This window comes from Ancalomicrobiaceae bacterium S20 (assembly GCA_040269895.1).
Taxonomy (GTDB): Bacteria; Pseudomonadota; Alphaproteobacteria; order Rhizobiales; family Ancalomicrobiaceae; genus Methyloraptor; species Methyloraptor flagellatus.
The window spans coordinates 4320280-4337166 of sequence record CP158568.1 but is presented as its reverse complement, the minus strand read 5'-3'; the positions used below and the strand labels follow the sequence as shown (position 1 = coordinate 4337166).

Annotated in this window: 18 protein-coding genes; 8 read left to right on the top strand and 10 right to left on the bottom strand. The window is 69.1% G+C overall.

Annotation, left to right across the window (positions count from 1 at the left end):
- Positions 1–116: 116 nt before the first annotated feature.
- From pdxY to ABS361_19565, 6 genes are all read left to right on the top strand, one after another.
- On the top strand, positions 117–1067 hold the full coding sequence (pdxY, locus tag ABS361_19590; protein XBY44217.1) for a pyridoxal kinase PdxY: 951 nt from the start codon (positions 117–119) through the stop codon (positions 1065–1067).
- Positions 1064–1861, top strand: a complete 798-nt coding sequence (locus ABS361_19585; protein ID XBY44216.1) for a DUF429 domain-containing protein — start codon at positions 1064–1066, stop codon at positions 1859–1861. Before pdxY ends, ABS361_19585 begins: the two co-directional genes overlap by 4 nt.
- 183 nt (positions 1862–2044) lie before the next feature.
- Positions 2045–3112, top strand: a complete 1068-nt coding sequence (locus ABS361_19580; protein XBY44215.1) for a MaoC family dehydratase — start codon at positions 2045–2047, stop codon at positions 3110–3112.
- Between the two features lie 115 nt (positions 3113–3227).
- A complete protein-coding gene (locus tag ABS361_19575; protein XBY44214.1) occupies positions 3228–3602 on the top strand; it encodes a DUF423 domain-containing protein in 375 nt (124 codons plus the stop codon).
- Positions 3603–3780: 178 nt separating this feature from the next.
- Complete coding sequence (locus ABS361_19570) at positions 3781–4668, top strand: CoA ester lyase (GenBank protein XBY44213.1); 888 nt, start codon at positions 3781–3783, stop codon at positions 4666–4668.
- Between the two features lie 171 nt (positions 4669–4839).
- The gene (locus tag ABS361_19565; protein ID XBY44212.1) at positions 4840–5046 is read left to right on the top strand and encodes a DUF1737 domain-containing protein; all 207 of its coding nucleotides are present in this window, start codon (positions 4840–4842) and stop codon (positions 5044–5046) included.
- Positions 5047–5213: 167 nt separating this feature from the next.
- Here the strand turns inward: ABS361_19565 and ABS361_19560 are convergent, their stop codons facing one another.
- Positions 5214–5969, bottom strand: coding sequence for a hypothetical protein (locus ABS361_19560; protein XBY44211.1), 756 nt, complete (start codon positions 5967–5969; stop codon positions 5214–5216).
- Between the two features lie 116 nt (positions 5970–6085).
- On the bottom strand, positions 6086–6346 hold the full coding sequence (locus tag ABS361_19555; GenBank protein ID XBY44210.1) for an AprI/Inh family metalloprotease inhibitor: 261 nt from the start codon (positions 6344–6346) through the stop codon (positions 6086–6088).
- A 105-nt stretch (positions 6347–6451) separates the two neighbouring features.
- Here ABS361_19555 and ABS361_19550 point away from each other — a divergent pair, with 105 nt between their 5' ends.
- Positions 6452–6619 carry a hypothetical protein gene (locus ABS361_19550; protein ID XBY44209.1) on the top strand — a complete coding sequence of 56 codons (168 nt, stop codon included), beginning with the start codon at positions 6452–6454 and terminating at the stop codon, positions 6617–6619.
- Between the two features lie 224 nt (positions 6620–6843).
- On the opposite strand, the gene ABS361_19545 is transcribed toward ABS361_19550, so the two are convergent.
- From ABS361_19545 to ABS361_19535, 3 genes are all read right to left on the bottom strand, one after another.
- Complete coding sequence (locus tag ABS361_19545) at positions 6844–7596, bottom strand: HAD family hydrolase (GenBank protein ID XBY44208.1); 753 nt, start codon at positions 7594–7596, stop codon at positions 6844–6846.
- Between the two features lie 193 nt (positions 7597–7789).
- Positions 7790–8110, bottom strand: coding sequence for a protease inhibitor I42 family protein (locus ABS361_19540; protein ID XBY44207.1), 321 nt, complete (start codon positions 8108–8110; stop codon positions 7790–7792).
- 107 nt (positions 8111–8217) lie between these two features.
- Positions 8218–9027 carry a C1 family peptidase gene (locus ABS361_19535; protein ID XBY44206.1) on the bottom strand — a complete coding sequence of 270 codons (810 nt, stop codon included), beginning with the start codon at positions 9025–9027 and terminating at the stop codon, positions 8218–8220.
- 376 nt (positions 9028–9403) lie between these two features.
- Here ABS361_19535 and typA point away from each other — a divergent pair, with 376 nt between their 5' ends.
- Positions 9404–11233: a translational GTPase TypA gene (gene typA, locus ABS361_19530; GenBank protein XBY44205.1), complete on the top strand. Its 1830-nt coding sequence runs from the start codon at positions 9404–9406 to the stop codon at positions 11231–11233.
- Between the two features lie 159 nt (positions 11234–11392).
- Here the strand turns inward: typA and thpR are convergent, their stop codons facing one another.
- From thpR to ABS361_19505, 5 genes are all read right to left on the bottom strand, one after another.
- Positions 11393–11929 (bottom strand): RNA 2',3'-cyclic phosphodiesterase, encoded by a 537-nt coding sequence (gene thpR, locus ABS361_19525; protein ID XBY44204.1) that lies wholly within the window; start codon positions 11927–11929, stop codon positions 11393–11395.
- A 294-nt stretch (positions 11930–12223) separates the two neighbouring features.
- Positions 12224–13027: an exodeoxyribonuclease III gene (gene xth, locus ABS361_19520; GenBank protein XBY44203.1), complete on the bottom strand. Its 804-nt coding sequence runs from the start codon at positions 13025–13027 to the stop codon at positions 12224–12226.
- Between the two features lie 128 nt (positions 13028–13155).
- On the bottom strand, positions 13156–13905 hold the full coding sequence (locus ABS361_19515) for an outer-membrane lipoprotein carrier protein LolA (GenBank protein XBY44202.1): 750 nt from the start codon (positions 13903–13905) through the stop codon (positions 13156–13158).
- Positions 13906–14067: 162 nt separating this feature from the next.
- Positions 14068–16542 (bottom strand): DNA translocase FtsK, encoded by a 2475-nt coding sequence (locus ABS361_19510; GenBank protein ID XBY44201.1) that lies wholly within the window; start codon positions 16540–16542, stop codon positions 14068–14070.
- The gene (locus ABS361_19505; protein ID XBY44200.1) at positions 16437–16883 is read right to left on the bottom strand and encodes a DNA translocase FtsK 4TM domain-containing protein; all 447 of its coding nucleotides are present in this window, start codon (positions 16881–16883) and stop codon (positions 16437–16439) included. The genes ABS361_19510 and ABS361_19505 overlap by 106 nt, the downstream gene beginning before the upstream one ends.
- Positions 16884–16887: the final 4 nt, after the last annotated feature.

Sequence of the window (16887 nt, the reverse complement as noted above, 5' to 3'; positions counted from 1 at the left end):
GCCGCTGCTACGATCGTGACGGACCGCCGGTCCGGATCAGCGTCGCGGCCCCTTGCCCGGCCGGGCAATTGCCGCGACAAGCGTGGCCACGACCGTTCGAACCGGGATCCTGCCCCATGGAAGGCGCCACTCCGCCGGCATCCGCCACTGCGACCACCCCAGACGCGCCCAGCGCCCGCTCCGCGCCCGCCGGCCGCCCGGCCGTGGTCGTGCTGTCGAGCCTGGTCGCGCGCGGCAGCGTCGGCGGCCGCGCGGTCGTCTTCGCGCTGGAGCGCATGGGGTTTCCGGTCTGGTTCCTGCCGACCGTGCTGCTGCCCTGGCACCCGGGTCACGGCCGGGCGAGCCGCCACGTCCCGCCGGCCGATGCCTTTGCCGCGCTCGCCGCCGATCTCGCCCGCGCGCCCTGGCTCGGCGAGGTCGGCGCGGTGCTGACCGGCTATTTCGGCTCGGCCGAACAGGTCGAGGCGGCGGCCGGACTGGTCGCGGCGATCAAGGCCGCGCGGCCCGACGCGCTCTATCTCTGCGACCCGGTGATCGGCGACCAGAAGCCCGACGGCTCCGGCGGCCTCTATCTGCCCGAAGCGACCGCGATCGCGATCCGCGACCGGCTGATGCCGCTCGCCGACATCGCGACGCCGAACCGCTTCGAGGCCGGCTGGCTCTCCGGCCTGCCGGTCGGCTCGACGGCGGAGGCCATCGCGGCGGCGCGCGCGCTCGGACCCGGCACGGTGCTGGTCACGTCCGCGCCAGCGATGATGCATCGCTCGGTCGCGACGCTGCTCGTCGAGGCGACCCGCTGCCTGCAGGCCGAGCATCCGCTGGTCGAAGGCGCGCCGAACGGCACCGGCGACCTGCTCGCCGCGACCTTCCTGGCGCGCCGGCTCGACGGCATGACCTCGGAAGCAGCGCTGCCGCGCGCGCTCGGCGCCGTGTTCGAGATGGTCGCCCGCAGCGTCCGCGCCGGCTCCGATGAGCTGGTGCTCGCCGCCGAGCAGGACACAATCCTGCACCCGATGGCGCAGGTGACGGTCCGCGCCATCGCGACGCCGAAGCCGCGCGCGAAATGACCGACCGCGCCCCCGCGCCCGACCATCCGATCCCCGCCTGGACACCCGGCCGCGCCGTCGCCGGCGTCGATGGCTGCCCGGCCGGCTGGATCGCGGTCTACCGCTGGCCCGGCACCGACCGACCGCCCGAAGCGAAGGTTCACGCGCGCTTCACCGAGATCCTCGCCGACGGCAACGACCCGGCCGTGGTCGGCGTCGACATGCCGATCGGCCTGCCCGACCGCAGTGGCCCCGGCGGCCGCGGCCCGGAACGGCTGGTTCGCGCCTTTCTCGGCGAGCGGCAATCGTCGGTGTTCACGGTGCCGAGCCGCGCCGCGGTCGAGGCCGGTATCGGCCTGCCCGACGACGCGGGCTACGCCGCCGCCTGCCGGGTCGCGGCCGAGACCTCCGAGCCGCCGCGCAAGGTCTCGAAGCAGTGCTTCTACCTGTTCCCGAAGATCCGCGAGATGGACGCGCTGTTCGACGAACGGGATCTCGCTGGCCGGGTGTTTGAAGTCCATCCCGAGGTCGCCTTCTGGCGCCTGAACGGCGAGCGGGCGATGCCCTTGCCGAAGAAGGTCAAGAGCCGGCCGAACCCGCCCGGCCTCGCGGAACGCGTCGACCTGCTCGTTCGCCACGGCCTGCCGCGCGCGCTGCTCGAAGGGCCGCGGCCGCGCGGCGTCGGCCCGGACGATCTCCTCGACGCCGCGGTCGTGTCGCTGATCGCCGAACGCATCGCCAGAAGCGAGGCGACGCCGTTCCCGAACCCGCCCGGTCGCGACGAACGCGGCCGCCCGATCGCGATCTGGGCCTGAACCCGCGTGGCATTGCGCCGCGCGGCATCGCCAGGGCGCAGCCGCCCCCGAGGGCGCGGCGCGCCGTCGCGGCTCTCAGACCTTGGAAGGCCTTTACTCCCGCGACGCTTCACGCCAAGACCGCGACGACCCCCTCGATCACGATGCGCGGCCGGGAGCGGATTGAACAGGAGCGGATGGACCATGAGCGGAACGAAGCCGAAGACCAACCCCGGCAACTACTTCGAGGATTTCCGGCTCGGCCAGGTGATCCGCCACGCGACGCCGCGCACGGTCACGACCGGCGACGCCGCGCTCTACACCGCGCTCTACGGCAACCGCTTCGCCGTCCAGTCCTCCGACGCCTTCGCCAAGGCGATCGGCTACCCGCACGCGCCGCTCGACGACCTCCTGGTCTTCCACGTCGTGTTCGGCAAGACCGTGCCCGACATCTCGCTCAACGCGGTCGCCAATCTCGGCTATGCCGGCTGCCGGTTCCTGGCGCCGGTCTATCCGGGCGACACGCTGTCGACGGTCTCCGAGGTCATCGGCCTCAAGGAGAATTCCAACGGCAAGACCGGCGTCGTCTACGTCCGCTCGACCGGCTACAACCAGCATGGCGCGGAAGTGCTCGACTATGTCCGCTGGGTCATGGTTCGCAAGCTCGACGAGAAGGCGGTCGTCGCCGACCAGAAGGTGCCCGAGCTGCCCTCGGCGCTGACCCCGGCGCAGATCGGCGGCGCCGTGCCGGTGATCGACCCGAGCGCCTATGACGGCGTCCTCGCCGGTTCGCGCCACAGCTGGTCGGACTATCAGGCCGGCGAAATGATCGACCACGTCGACGGCATGACCGTCGAGGAGGCCGAGCACCAGATGGCGACCCGCCTGTTCCAGAACACCGCCAAGGTGCACTTCAACCAGTGGACCGAGGGACAGGGTCGCTTCGGCCGACGGCTGATCTACGGCGGCCACGTGATCAGCCTCGCCCGCGCGCTGTCGTTCAACGGCCTCGCCAATGCCTTTCACGTCGCGGCGATCAACGGCGGCCGCCATGTCGCGCCGCTGTTCGCCGGCTGCACGGTCTTCGCGTGGTCGCAGGTACTGGAGACCGCCGAACTGCCCGGCCGCGACGACGTCGGCGCGCTGCGCCTGCGCACGATCGCGACCAAGGACCGGCCGACCAACGATTTCCCGCTCTATGGCGCCGACGGCAAGGAATACGATCCGGCCGTGATCCTCGATCTCGACTACTGGGTGCTGATGCCGCGCTGAGCGGCGGGCGGCGCGCACCCGAGACCCGACCTGCGCATGGCCATTCTGCGGCCGGACCGGTTTCCCGGCCCGGCCCGCGCCCTAGGTTCCCGACATCAGCCATCGGGAGTTCCCCATGAATTCGCGTCTGCTCCTCGTCCTCGCCGGCCTCCTCGGCGCCGCCGGCGTCGCTGCCGCTGCGGCGGCGAGCCACGTCCCCGGCGGCGCCATGCTGGCGAGCGGCGCGGAACTGCTGCTCGTCCACGCCGCGGCGCTGCTCGGGCTCGCCGCGCTCGCCGAGCGCCGTCGCGAGCGCGGCCGGCTGGTGCTCGTTCTGATCGGCATCGTGATGGCGATCGGCGCCGGCCTGTTCGCCGGCGACATGGCCGCGCGGGTGTTCCATGGCCAGGGCCTGTTCCCCTACGCGGCTCCGACCGGCGGCTCGTCTCTGATCGGTGCCTGGATCGTGCTGGCGCTCGCTTCCGCCGTCGGCTCGATCCGCGCGGAATAGACGAAGCCGGATTACCCCTCGCTTCGGAAAAGATCCTGTGCGCCGGCCGCGCCCAATGGTGCATTGCGGCACGATCCGGCGGGCGCTACGCTTTGTCGCAGAAGCGTCAAATGTGCGCCAACCAGATCAGCGCCAGACGGCGCCGAACCGACAAGCCGAACCGGGGGGAGGTTTTCCGATGCAGATCCGGCCGCGCCGCAGCGTGCTCTACATGCCCGGCGCCAACGTGCGCGCGCTCGAGAAGGCGAAGTCCCTCGCCGCCGACGCGCTGATCCTCGATCTCGAGGACTCCGTGGCGCCGGACGTCAAGGAAGTCGCGCGCGAGCGCGTGGCCGAGGCTTTCCGCACCGGCGGCTACGGGCCGCGCGAGGTGATCATCCGCGTCAACGCGGTGTCGACACCCTGGGGCAAGGAAGACCTGAAGGTCGCCGCCGAGCTCGGCCCGGACGCGATCCTGGTGCCGAAGGTCTCGTTCGCCGACGACGTCTACGAGATCGGCGACAAGCTCGACATGCTCGGCGCGCCCGACCACACCAAGATCTGGGCCATGATGGAGACCCCGATGGGGATCCTCAACGCCGGCGCGATCGCCGCGGCCCGGCAGGCGCCGGCCGGCCGCCGGCTCGCCTGCTTCGTGCTCGGCACCAACGATCTCGCCAAGGAGACCCGCGCCCGCATCGTGCGCGGCCGGTTGCCGATGATCACCTGGCTGTCGACCACCGTGCAGGCCGCCCGCGCCCATGGCCTCGACGTGATCGACGGCGTCTTCAACGACTTCGACGATATGGAAGCCTTCCGCGACGAGTGCCTGCAGGGCCGCGATCTCGGCATGGACGGCAAGACGCTGATCCATCCGAGCCAGATCGCGGTCGCCAACGAGGTGTTCTCGCCGAGCGCGACCGAGCTCGAATGGGCCGAGAAGATCCTCGCCGCCTTCGCACTGCCCGAGAACGCCGGCAAGGGCGTCATCACGCTCGAAGGCCGCATGGTCGAGCGGCTGCATGCCGAGATGGCCGAACGCACGGTCGCGATCGCCCGCGCCGCGGTGCCGGCCGCCGCGGCCTGATCGGCACGCGGCGATGTCGGACCGCCGCCCGCTGCGCATCCGACCGCGGCTGGATGATTTCGTCCGGCCCGCTCGCCAAGCGACAGGCGGCGCACTATGTCAGGAGGCACCCCGTGCAGAGGTGCCGCGGACCCGCGCGCCGCGATCCGCTCTCCGGAGATCCCGATTCACATGAAACTCTATCGCTACCTGACCGGCCCCGACGACACCGCCTTCTGCAAGCGCGTCACCGCGGCGCTCAACAAGGGCTGGTCACTCGCCGGCGACCCGACGTTGACCTTCGACCCGGTCAAGGGCCGCGTCATCTGCGGCCAGGCGATCGTCAAGGAAGTCCACGGCGAGGAATATTCCGACGACGTCGTGCTGTCGGATTATTGAGCCCGTTCCGCGCGCGGCCGTGATACCGAGCCATGGCGCCGAACCGTGGCAGGTAGCCCCATGCCGAACGGAATCGAGGTGTTCGACGCCGCGACCCGCGGCAACTCACGCCGCGCCGGGCACTGGTCCGCGCGGCTCACGCCGCGCCGAGCACTAGTCCGCGCGGCTCACGCCGCGCCGAGCACCGGCAGGCCGGTCTCCCGCGTGACAGCGATCGCGGCGGCTTCGGCCAGGAACAGATCGCGCAGATCGGAGAAGTCGGCAGCCCTGATCGCCCCGCCCGAACCGACCGTCACATGCTCGGCGAGCAGGTAGTCGATCAGGACGGAATCGGCCATCCGCAGCGACTGCCACATCGTTTCGGACTCCGAGGAGCCATCGCGCGGATGCCGGGCGAGCACCGCGAGATCGCGCGCGCTGCGCACGACGAAGGCATGCAGGCCCCGCCGGAACACATGGAACCGCACGACGCCCGGCACGGCCGCGATGACCGGGCAGCGCCAGCTCCGCCCGTCGCGCACCGCCGGTCCGAGATGCTGCCAGTCGAGGCGCACGGACAGGTCCGCGGCGCCCTGATAGCGGCGCACTTCGGCGACATGGCGCGGGTCGACCCGCGCCATCGCGCCCGCCACATTGAGCCATTGCCCGCCCGGCGGCTCCGGAGGCCGCCGCTGCGTGGTCACCTGGCGCATGAAGCGGACCTGACCGCGTTCCTTGTCGACCATGACGACCCGCCAGCCCGCGGAAATCCATGCCTTCTGGTGGACCATCACGCCACCGTGATTAGCCCACCAGGTTCGGTGCGTGGATGCGCTCGGCGGTAGAGGAAACCCGAGTATCTGCTCGATTTCGGAGAAGGTGACGTTCCATTCGTCACCACCGTAGCGCTTCAGATAGTCGGTTAGAGGCGCATATTTGCTCATAGGCCACAACCGCGAACGGCAAATCACACCGTTCTTCGATTGCATCATGAGTTCACTACACCCGGATTTCAATCAACCAGGGTAAGAAACTTTGTGCAGGCCGTAAGTAGTTTTTGTCATCGCGACAAAGCGATGGCGCGTCCGCTCGCCGTCTGGCCCGAAAAACGGTCCGGACCGGCCGCCGCGACGGTGGCCACGACCGTGCCGTCCGGGCCTTTCAGCGACACCTGACGACCGCTCAAATCCCAGGCCGAGACCTTCTGCAGATCCGGCGAGGTGCAGCCGCGGGTCACCGCGCGATAGCCGCCGCTCCAGGCGGTCACGTTGGTGAACAGCTGGCAGCTGTCGCCGCCGGAGATCTGCCAGCCGCCGGCCACGTCGCCGCGCCCGATCGCCGGGCCCTTGGCATCGGCGGCGGCGACCGGCTTGCCGGCTGCGCGCCGGGGACCGGCGGGGGCACCGCGCCGGGTGCGGCGGGCGCCGTGCCGAGCGGCGCCGGCGCGCCGAGCGGCTGGTTCGGATCGACGCCGGCCACCGGTCCGGGCGGCGGCGCATCGAGCGGTGCCTGCTGCACCGGGCTCGGCGGCGGCACCGGCGGCAGTGCAGTCTGGGCGACCGGCGAGGTCGGGCTCGCCGGCAGCGGCTCGTAGCGCACGGCCTCGCGGCCGCCCGAGTCGCCCCATCCGAGCCGCCCGCACCCCGCGACCGAAACGGTCATTCCGATCACGAGCCCGACGCGTACTGCATGCCACATGAGAACCGGCTCCTCACCCCTGATGTCGGCCACGTTCTAAACCAAGCCCGTCGGGGACGCGACCCCCGAGCCCGCGGCAATACCATCAACAAGCCGCCATTTGCGGCGCTTTTTCGCCCGTCACACCGAAGCGAGCCATCGTGGCAGCTCAGCGATGCTATCGAGCACCACATCGGCCTCCGCCGCGAGCACGTCGCGGCCGCCGGTGCCGGTCAGCACGCCGACCAGGAATCCCGCGCCGGCGGAGCGCCCCATATGCATGTCGTGCAGATTGTCGCCCACCACGGCGATCGCCTCCGCGGCGAGCCCGGTCGCCGCCAGAAAGCCGAGCGCCATGCCCGGTCCGGGCTTCACGCCCTGACCGGAATCGTAGCCCGCCACATAGTCGAGATGCCCGTCGATGCCCTGCGCCGCGGCGAAACGGCGGATCGAGGCCTCGTTGTCGCTCGAGGCGATACCGAGCCTGAGCCCGCGCGCCGACAGCGCCGCGAACAGGCCGGCCAGGTCCGTGACCGGCACCACAGAGGTCGAGGCCTCGCGGAAGACCGTGTCGAGCGCGACCGTGAGTGGCTCCGGCTCCCAGGCCGCGCCGCCGGCGATCAGCGCCTCGGCGATCTCGCGCGCGGTGCCGGCCGCGAACGGGCTGCCGGCCCGGAACCGGTCGGTTTCGGGATCGTAGCCGCCGGCGATCAGCAGCCGGTCCCCGAGCGCCGCATCGCCGCGCGCAGCGAGCGCCGCACAGGTCCGGTTGATCGGCGCCCAGCTCGCCTCGTAGTCGATCAGGGTGCCGTCCTTGTCGAACAGCACACCCCGCACCGCGCCTGCGCGGACGTCCGCCCCCGTTCCTCGACCTTCGACAGCTTCGATGGACATGCTGCGCCGACCCCGCTCGCCTGAACTCTTGTCAGATGAGCGATCCATGCCGGAGCGTTCAAGCGAATTCTCGACGGCCGATGGCCGGGACGCGTCCTGCAGGCGCCGATCCGCGCGGTTCGGGTAGGGGAGCGTAGCCCGCCACGAAAGATCCCCGATCGGCGGACAGGGGCGACGGGCGCCAAGCAACTCTTCACGGGGCCACGGTCACGCCGAACTGGAAGCGCCGAATGGCCGAGGCATCGCCTTCCCACTCGCGCCAATAGCGCAGCCGCACCGTGCCTTTGCCGGGTGTCGCCGCGGTGAGGCGGAACACCGCGTGTCCGCCGCTGCCGACCGCCCCCTGCTGCGGATAGCGCGAGCTGCGTTCGGCGACCGTCACCACGGCGGGCTCGATCCGTTCGATGGCCCAGGTGTAGCCGGTGGTCGCGTTCTCGGACAGCACGACCTCGATCGTCTCTCCGACGCTGAGCGCGACTTCGGCACCGGCGTCGGCCTCCGTGAGTATCTTCATGGTGCCATTGCACTCCGGCGGACACGCCGCGGCCGCGACGTTGGCCGGGACACTGACGCCCCACAACGCCGCGGCCAGAGCCGTGGTCAGGAAAAGCGATCGTCCGATCACAAGGTCACACCATAGCTCTCGTTGAAGAAGGCGGCGTTGATGTAGGCCTCGCTCGCATAGGCGAAGCCCTGATCGCCCCAGGCGGTTCCCCAACTGTTGCGGATTATGAACCGCCCGTCCTTACGATAGCCCACGACGGTGACGGCATGTCCACCCCGAACCGTGTTCGGCTGGAACGTGTCGAGCAGCCCGTGGGTCGCGGTGGCGTTGTCCCAGGTCCGATCGACGCTGAGGCCGACCAGCAGGGGGCCGGTGGAAGCCAGCCAGGAGCGCCAGCTCGCCAGGTTCTTCTGCAGATTGAAGTAGGACGCGATCTTGCGCGACGCGCAGGTCGCGTAGAAGGCGTTCTCGCTGCCGGCGTACATCAGCGTCGCGATGTTGAACGGCAGCAGCGTCTCCGGCGCGGCGCCGTAGTTGCGCAGGATGTCGACGGAGGCCTTCAGCGACGTGCCCGCACCCTCGATCATGGTCTCGGGCCGCGAGGTGAACTGGTCGGTCTCCTTCGAGGCCATCCAGGTGAAGCGCGGCGACAGCTTGGCGTTCTGCGCGAGCCGGTTCGCCTTGACGAACATGTAGCGCGCGACACCGTCGGTCGAGGCCCAGCCGACGCAGGAGCCGGTACTGCCCTGGTTGCCGATGTCCCACCAGGCCGCGCGCAGATCGACGCTCGGCGGCGGCGCGGCGACGGCGGTCAGCGCGCCGGCGGCGACGGCGTGCTCGAACTGCCAGTCCTTCTCGGTGTTCTTCGACGGAACGAGATTGCAGATGCGCTCCTGCTCCGGACGCGCGGCAGTCTTGTCGGCCATGATAGCCTCCCTGAAAAGTTGTTTCATTATGAATGCGCATTCAATGATTGTGAGATTACGCTCGATCGAGTGAAATGCAATCAGAAATTTTTGTTCTTGCCGCTACACGCAAGATGCGTCGACGGCGTTCCTCCTGTCCCGGTGCCCGCGCCCGCATCAACGGCAGGCCGACGCCGCGGCCGGTCGAGAACCGCAAATCGCGTCACGCCACCGTCATCGTTCGGCGTGCTTTTTGCTTACGCTTCTCGGGAAAACTTGCTCTTGCCCCCCGAAACGGGGTATGAGGGCGCCCATCCCAAAGCGACGCTGACCAATGATGCGCGCGGGCCGCACGGCACGAGGCCGAGACGCGACCGCGAACCGACACGGATTTTCCATGAAGCTCAGGAACATAGCCATTATCGCCCACGTCGACCACGGCAAGACGACCCTGGTCGACGAGCTCCTGAAGCAGTCGGGCTCGTACCGCGAGAATCAGCGCGTCGCCGAGCGCGTCATGGATTCCAACGACCTCGAAAAGGAACGTGGCATCACGATCCTGGCCAAGGCGACGTCAGTCGTCTGGAAGGACACGCGCATCAACATCGTCGACACCCCCGGCCACGCCGACTTCGGCGGCGAGGTCGAGCGCATCCTGAACATGGTCGATGGCGCCATCGTGCTGGTCGACGCCGCCGAGGGCCCGATGCCGCAGACCAAGTTCGTGGTCGGCAAGGCGCTCAAGGTCGGCCTGCGTCCGATCGTGGCGATCAACAAGGTCGACCGCTCCGACGCCCGCATCCAGGAGGTCGTCAACGAGGTGTTCGACCTGTTCGCCAATCTCGACGCGACCGACGAACAGCTCGACTTCCCGATCCTCTACGGGTCGGGCCGCAACGGCTGGATGGCCCGCGCGCCGGAAGGCCCGAACACCGATGGCATGGCCCCGCTGTTCGACCTCGTGCTCGACCACGTCCCGGCACCGACCGTCGACGACGGCCCGTTCCGCATGATCGGCACGCTGCTCGAGGCGAACCCGTTCCTCGGCCGCATGATCACCGGCCGCATCACCTCGGGCACCGTCAAGCCGAACCAGACCATCAAGGTTCTGTCGTCCGACGGCAGCACGGTCGAGCAGGGCCGCGTATCGAAGATCCTCGCCTTCCGCGGCATCGAGCGCGCGCCGATCGAGCTCGGTGAGGCGGGCGATATCGTCGCCATCGCGGGCCTCGTCAAGGGCACGGTCGCCGACACCTTCTGCGACCTCTCGGTCGACACCCCGATGCAGGCCCAGCCGATCGACCCGCCGACCGTGACGATGTCCTTCATCGTCAACAACTCGCCGCTCGCCGGCACCGAGGGCGACAAGGTCACCAGCCGCATGATCCGCGACCGCCTACTCAAGGAGGCCGAGGGCAACGTCGCGCTGAAGATCGAGGAATCCGAGGACAAGGACTCGTTCTTCGTCTCCGGCCGCGGCGAGCTGCAGCTCGCCGTGCTGATCGAGACCATGCGCCGCGAGGGCTTCGAGATCGCCGTCTCGCGCCCGCGCGTCGTGTTCCAGCGCAACGAGGCGACCGGCGAACTGATGGAGCCGATCGAAGAGGTGCTGATCGACGTCGACGAGGAGTTCTCGGGCGTCGTCGTGCAGAAGATGTCGGAGCGCAAGGCCGACATGATCGAGATGCGTCCGTCGGGCGGCAACCGTCAGCGCCTGGTGTTCTACGCGCCGACCCGCGGCCTGATCGGCTACCAGTCGGAACTGCTGACCGACACGCGCGGCACCGCGATCATGAACCGGCTGTTCCATGACTACGCGCCCTACAAGGGCGAACTCGCGGGCCGTCGCAACGGCGTCTTGATTTCCAACGATGCCGGCGAGGCCGTCGCCTACGCCATGTGGTATCTGGAAGATCGCGGCCCGATGATGATCGAGCCGGGCTGGAAGGTCTATCAGGGCATGATCGTCGGCGAGCACACCCGCGACAACGACCTCGAGGTCAACGTGCTCAAGGGCAAGAAGCTGTCGAACGTCCGCGCCTCCGGCAAGGACGAGGCGGTGCGCCTGACCCCGCCGATCCGCATGACGCTCGAAAAGGCGCTGGCCTGGATCCAGGACGACGAGCTGGTCGAAGTGACCCCGAAGTCGATCCGCCTGCGCAAGATCCACCTCGACCCGAACGAGCGCAAGAAGCACGAGCGCCTGCGCGAAGCCGGCGCCGCGTGATCGCTGGATCCCTATGAGGAAAGATCGCGGCCGTACCCGAGAGGGTGCGGCCGTTCTCGTTGGAAGCGAGCTTCGCGGACCGCTGAGGCGCCGGCCCGCCCCCGAGCCGTCAGGGTCATGGCGCCGATGCACGCACGCGCCGTGTCCGAGGCCGCGCCCTCACGCCGCCAGCGGATAGCTCTCCTCGATCACATAGGGCCCGCCGCCCCGCGACGAGCGCGACGAGAACAGCACGAAACGCGCCGCCTTGAACTGCGCGCCGAACAGCCCGCCGCGAATGGCGAGCCAGTCGGCGACGGCGCGGTTCGAGGCACCTTTCGTGCGTGCGATCGTCACATGCGGTGTGAAGCGGCGCGGCTCCGGCTCGAGCCCGAGCCGCTGCATGACCCGCTCGTGTTCGGCCTGCAGCTCCATGATGCCGTTCTTGGCCCCGACCTTGGCGACGACCGAATGCGGCTGCCGGCCGCCAAAACTGTCGATCTCCTCGAGCGACACCTCGAAGGCGCGACGGCGGATCCGCCCGAGCTCGCTGGCGACTTCCTCAGCCGTGCGATCGTCGATATCGCCGACGAAACGCAGTGTGATGTGATAGTTTTCCGGGTCGATCCAGGTGGCGCCGAAAAGGCCGCCCCTGAGCATGGAGAGCCGCACGCCGAGTTCGGCGGGGATCTCGAGACCGGTGAAGAGGCGTGGCATCGGTTCGTCCCTCCGGTCTGGCCGGGACGGAGCCGAACGGGCCCCGCCGCCGGTCCGCGGGCGCTTCAAGATCGCGAAGCACCCCACTGATTCGAAAGGTTATGCGCTTCGCCGTGACGTCTGCAAGTCGGCTATCGCATAGGCGATGCGACGGGTGGCGCGCCTTGGAAAACGTGGGTTTTCACCAACGCCGAGACGGCGCGAGCTCGGTCGCGCCATGACGACGCGATCCGAGCCCGATCGGTTCCGCGATGTGAAGAGCGCGCGGCTGTTCCACGTGGAACGGCGCGCGCCTCAGATCTCGAAGCGCGCGACGACCGGAACGTGGTCCGACGGCCGATCCCAGCCGCGCGCGTCGGTCAGGATCTCCATGCCGGCGAGCGTCGGGTCGAGATCCGGCGAGGCCCAGACGTGGTCGAGCCGGCGGCCCTTGTTGGCGGCGCGCCAGTCGGCCGCGCGATAGCTCCACCACGTGTAGAGCTTCTCGGGATGCGGCACATGCCGGCGCATGACGTCGACGAAACCGCCGCCGGTGCGGATCCGCTCCAGCGTCTCGGTCTCGATCGGCGTATGGCTGACGACGTTCAGCAGCGCCTTGTGCGACCAGACGTCGTGCTCGAGCGGCGCGATATTGAGATCGCCGACCACCACGGTCGGGTTCGCCGCCGGCCCCTGGCCGATCCAGGTCGCCATCTCGTCGAGAAAGGCGAGCTTGTGGGCGAACTTGTCGTTGATCGCCGGATCCGGCTCGTCGCCGCCGGCAGGCACATAGAGATTGTGCAGATCGACCGCCGTCTTGCCGAGATCGAGCGTCACCCCGACATGGCGGGCGTCGCCCTTGGCGCAGAAGTCACGCCGGTCGGTGGTCGCGAACGGCACCTTCGAGACGATCGCAACCCCGTGATAGCCCTTCTGGCCGTGGATCGCGATGTGCTCGTAGCCGAGCTTGCGCAGCGGATTGAGCGGGAAATTCGCGTCCGGCGTCTTGGTCTCCTGCAAGCACAGCACATCGACCGGATGGGCGGCGAGGAACTGCTCGACGATCGGCATGCGCAGCCGGACGGAATTGATGTTCCAGGTGGCGATGGAGAGCAGCATGGCGACCGGTGCACGTGCGTTGCAGAAAAAGCAAAAGCCCCGCCGACGAGGCGGGGCTCTCGGTTTAGAGCCTTTTGCGCGGGATCGCCAATCGAAACCCGCACCACGGCCGAATGCGCGCTATGCGCTCACTTCCGCTGCAGGGCCGGCGCGAGGCGATCGTACTTGAACGTGATCGGGTCGATCGGCTGGTTCTGCTTGACGTTGTAGATCGCGACCGACGTGTCGTAGTTCTGCGCGTCGGTGACGGTCCACTGCTTCAGCTCGCTCGACTTGCGGTCGAAGATCAGCGTCAGGTGGCCGTCGCCGAACACCGTGCTCTGTTCGAGCACGATCGACACCAGATCCGGCTCGATGCCGACGCGCGTGACATTGGCCTCGGTGGTCAGGTCGATCTGGTCGGAGAGCAGGAAGCGCAGCGGCGTCTTCGACAGCGGATAGAGATCCTGCGTCTGGTTCTTGCGGTCGCGCACGACAACGTCGGTGCCGTCCGAGACGATGTCGAGCGTCGACGGCTTGGCATAGATGAAGCGGATCTTGCCCGGCCGCTCCATGAAGAACTGGCCTTCCGAGCGCTCACCGTCCGGCCCGAACTGCACGAAATCACCGTACATCATCCGGATCGAGTTGAAATACTTGTTGATCGTGCCGAGCACTTCACGCTGCGCCGGATTGAGCTTCACCGGCTGCACGCCGCCGGTCGCCGGGATCGCGGCGGAAGGGCCGGCGACCGGAATCGCGACACCGGTCTGCGGCGCCGTCTGGGCCGCGGCCCCCTGCGGTGCGAGCGTGGTCTGGGCGACGGCCGGCACAGCCGCGAGACCGGCAGCGAACGCGAGGGCGAGCACGGTCGGGCGGGCGGCGAAGAATTGGGTCATACGATCGATCCTCGGGCGGGTCCCGCGCGCGCCGCGATCGGCGCGAATCGACCGGAACCCTCTCATGTCAAAGACGACTTAATCCGGCTCTCGTGGCAACACTGCGACCGCACCGTCAGCAACGGCGCGGACGGCGACCGGTAGTCCTCCGAATACGGCCGCTCACTCCTCGCCGCCGACCAGGATCTCCCGTTTGCCCGCGTGGTTGGCCGGGCCGACGATGCCTTCCTTCTCCATCCGCTCGATCAGCGAGGCGGCGCGGTTGTAGCCGATCTGCAGGCGGCGCTGGACGTACGACGTGGAAGCCTTGCGGTCGCGCAGCACCACCGCGACGGCCTTGTCGTAGAGGTCGCCGCTCTCCTCCATGCCGTCGAGGCTGCCCGAACCCGGACCCTCGCCGTCCTCGTCGTCGTCCGAGGCGGTGATCGCGTCGAGATACTGCGGCACGCCCTGCTTCTTCAGGTGCGCGACGATCTTCTCCACTTCATCGTCGCTGACGAACGGCCCGTGCACGCGCTGGATGCGGCCGCCGCCGGCCATGTAGAGCATGTCGCCCTGGCCGAGCAGCTGTTCGGCGCCCTGCTCGCCGAGAATCGTGCGGCTGTCGATCTTCGACGTCACCTGGAAGGAAATGCGGGTCGGGAAGTTCGCCTTGATCGTGCCGGTGATCACGTCGACCGACGGGCGCTGCGTCGCCATGATGATGTGGAGGCCGGCGGCGCGCGCCATCTGCGCGAGGCGCTGGATCGCGCCTTCGATGTCCTTGCCGGCGACCATCATCAGGTCGGCCATCTCGTCGACGATGATGACGATGTAGGGCAACGGCTCGAGCGCCAGTTCCTCCTGCTCGTAGACCGGCTCGCCCGTCGAGCGATCGAAGCCGGTCTGCACCTCGCGGGTCAGCACCTCGCCACGAGCATTGGCCTCGGCGACGCGGGCGTTGAAGCCGTCGATGTTGCGCACACCGAGCTTCGACATTTTCCGGTAGCGGTCCTCCATCTCGCGGACCGCCCACTTGAGCGCCACCACCGCCTTCTTCGGATCGGTGACGACCGGCGACAAGAGATGCGGGATGCCGTCGTAGACCGACAGTTCGAGCATCTTCGGATCGACCATGATCAGTTTGCACTGCTGCGGCGTCATCCGATAGAGCAGCGACATGATCATGGTGTTGATCGCGACCGACTTGCCCGAGCCGGTCGTACCGGCGACGAGCAGATGCGGCATACGCGCGAGGTCGGCGATGACGGGTTCGCCGCCGATGGTCTTGCCGAGGCAGACCGCGAGCTTCTGCTTGGTCTCCTGGAAGTCGGGCGAACCGATCATCTCGCGGAAATAGACCGTCTCGCGGCGCTGGTTCGGCAGTTCGATACCGATCACATTGCGTCCGGGCACGACCGCGACACGGGCCGAGACCGCGCTCATCGAGCGGGCGATGTCGTCGGCAAGGCCGATCACGCGCGAGGATTTCACGCCCGGCGCCGGCTCGAGCTCGTAGAGCGTGACGACCGGGCCCGGGCGGACATGGATGATCTCGCCCTTGACGCCGAAGTCGTCGAGAACGCCTTCGAGGTCGCGCGCGTTCTGTTCGAGCACGTCCTCTGAATGGCTGGCGTCCGGCCCGAGCCGCTTCGGCTCGGTCAGCAGCGTCAGCGGCGGGAACTGATAGCCCTCGTTGGAGACCGGCCCGCCGAACACGCGTTCACGCGCGGCCGAACGGGCCTGTCCGAGCGGCTTGGCCGCGGGCGTGACATCGACGCGGCGCGACGGCTCGACGGCGGCCGGCGGCTGCACGTTCGCTGCCGGACCACGCAGCGGCCGCGCCGGAGCGGCAGCGGCAGTGCGGGCAACCGGTGCCGGCGCCGGGACCGGAGCCGGCGGATCGACATCGAACGGCGGCTCCTCCTCGTGGTAATTGCGATCGTCGTAGTCGCGCTCGTAATCCTGATTGAACGCGCGCTCGTCCGCGTCGTCGTAGCCGCCGCGATCGTCATAGCCGTCGTCGTCTTCGACCTCGGCCGGGGCCGGCATCGGCGCGGTGGCGAGACGCGGCGTGACCACGCGAGCGCCGCGCGGCTGCGGCTGCACCTCCGGCCGGCGGTCCTCGTCGAGCGACGGCTCGACGCGCGAGCGCAGCGCCGGACGCCGCGGCGCCGGCTCGGCCCAATCGTCCTCGTCCGTCTCCTCGCCGCGATGGCGGACCCGGTCGACCATGCGGCCGAGCGAGAAGGCGCCGCGATTGTCGAGTGTCGACGGCCGGCGACCGAACAGGCGCAGCAGGTTGGCACGGCCAACCAGCAGCCAGTGATGCAGCATGGCGAGCGGCATGAAGCCGCCGCCGTCGCTCTCGGCATCGTCCTCGTCGGCATAGGCCGCGAGCCGCGCCAGGCGCTCCTCACGCGTCTCCGGCTTCGGACCGATCCAGCCCAGCATCATCGCCACAGCGGCGAAGGCCGCGAAGCCGAACATCACGCCGATGCCGATCTTGAGGCCGAAGGCATCGCCGACCAGGAAGACCGGCAGGCGCATGATCATGTCGCCGATCGCGCCGCCGAGGCCGATCGGCAGCGGCCAGCCGACCGGCAGCGGCACCGCGGCGAGCGCCGCCGAGGCCGCGAGGCCGGCGACCACCCACATGGCGAGCCCACGACGGCCGAGTCCGGCCTCCCCGAGGCGAGCAGCCGCCAGCCGACCACGACGAGCGGCAGCAGCAGGAACGCGCTCGACAGGCCGATCAGCTGCATGGCGAGATCGGCGACCACCGCGCCGAAACGTCCGAGCGCGTTTCGCACCGGTGCCGACGTCGCGTTGGAGAGGCTCGGATCGGTCGCCTGCCAGGTCGCGAGCGCGGTCGCGACGAGCGCGGTCAACGCGATCAGGCCGAGCCCGCCGAGCCCGACCAGATTGCGGCCGACGATCTGCTTCAGTTCAGGCCCTTGGCCATAGGCCGGGGTCGGGGCGGAGCGGGCTTGGCGCATGGGT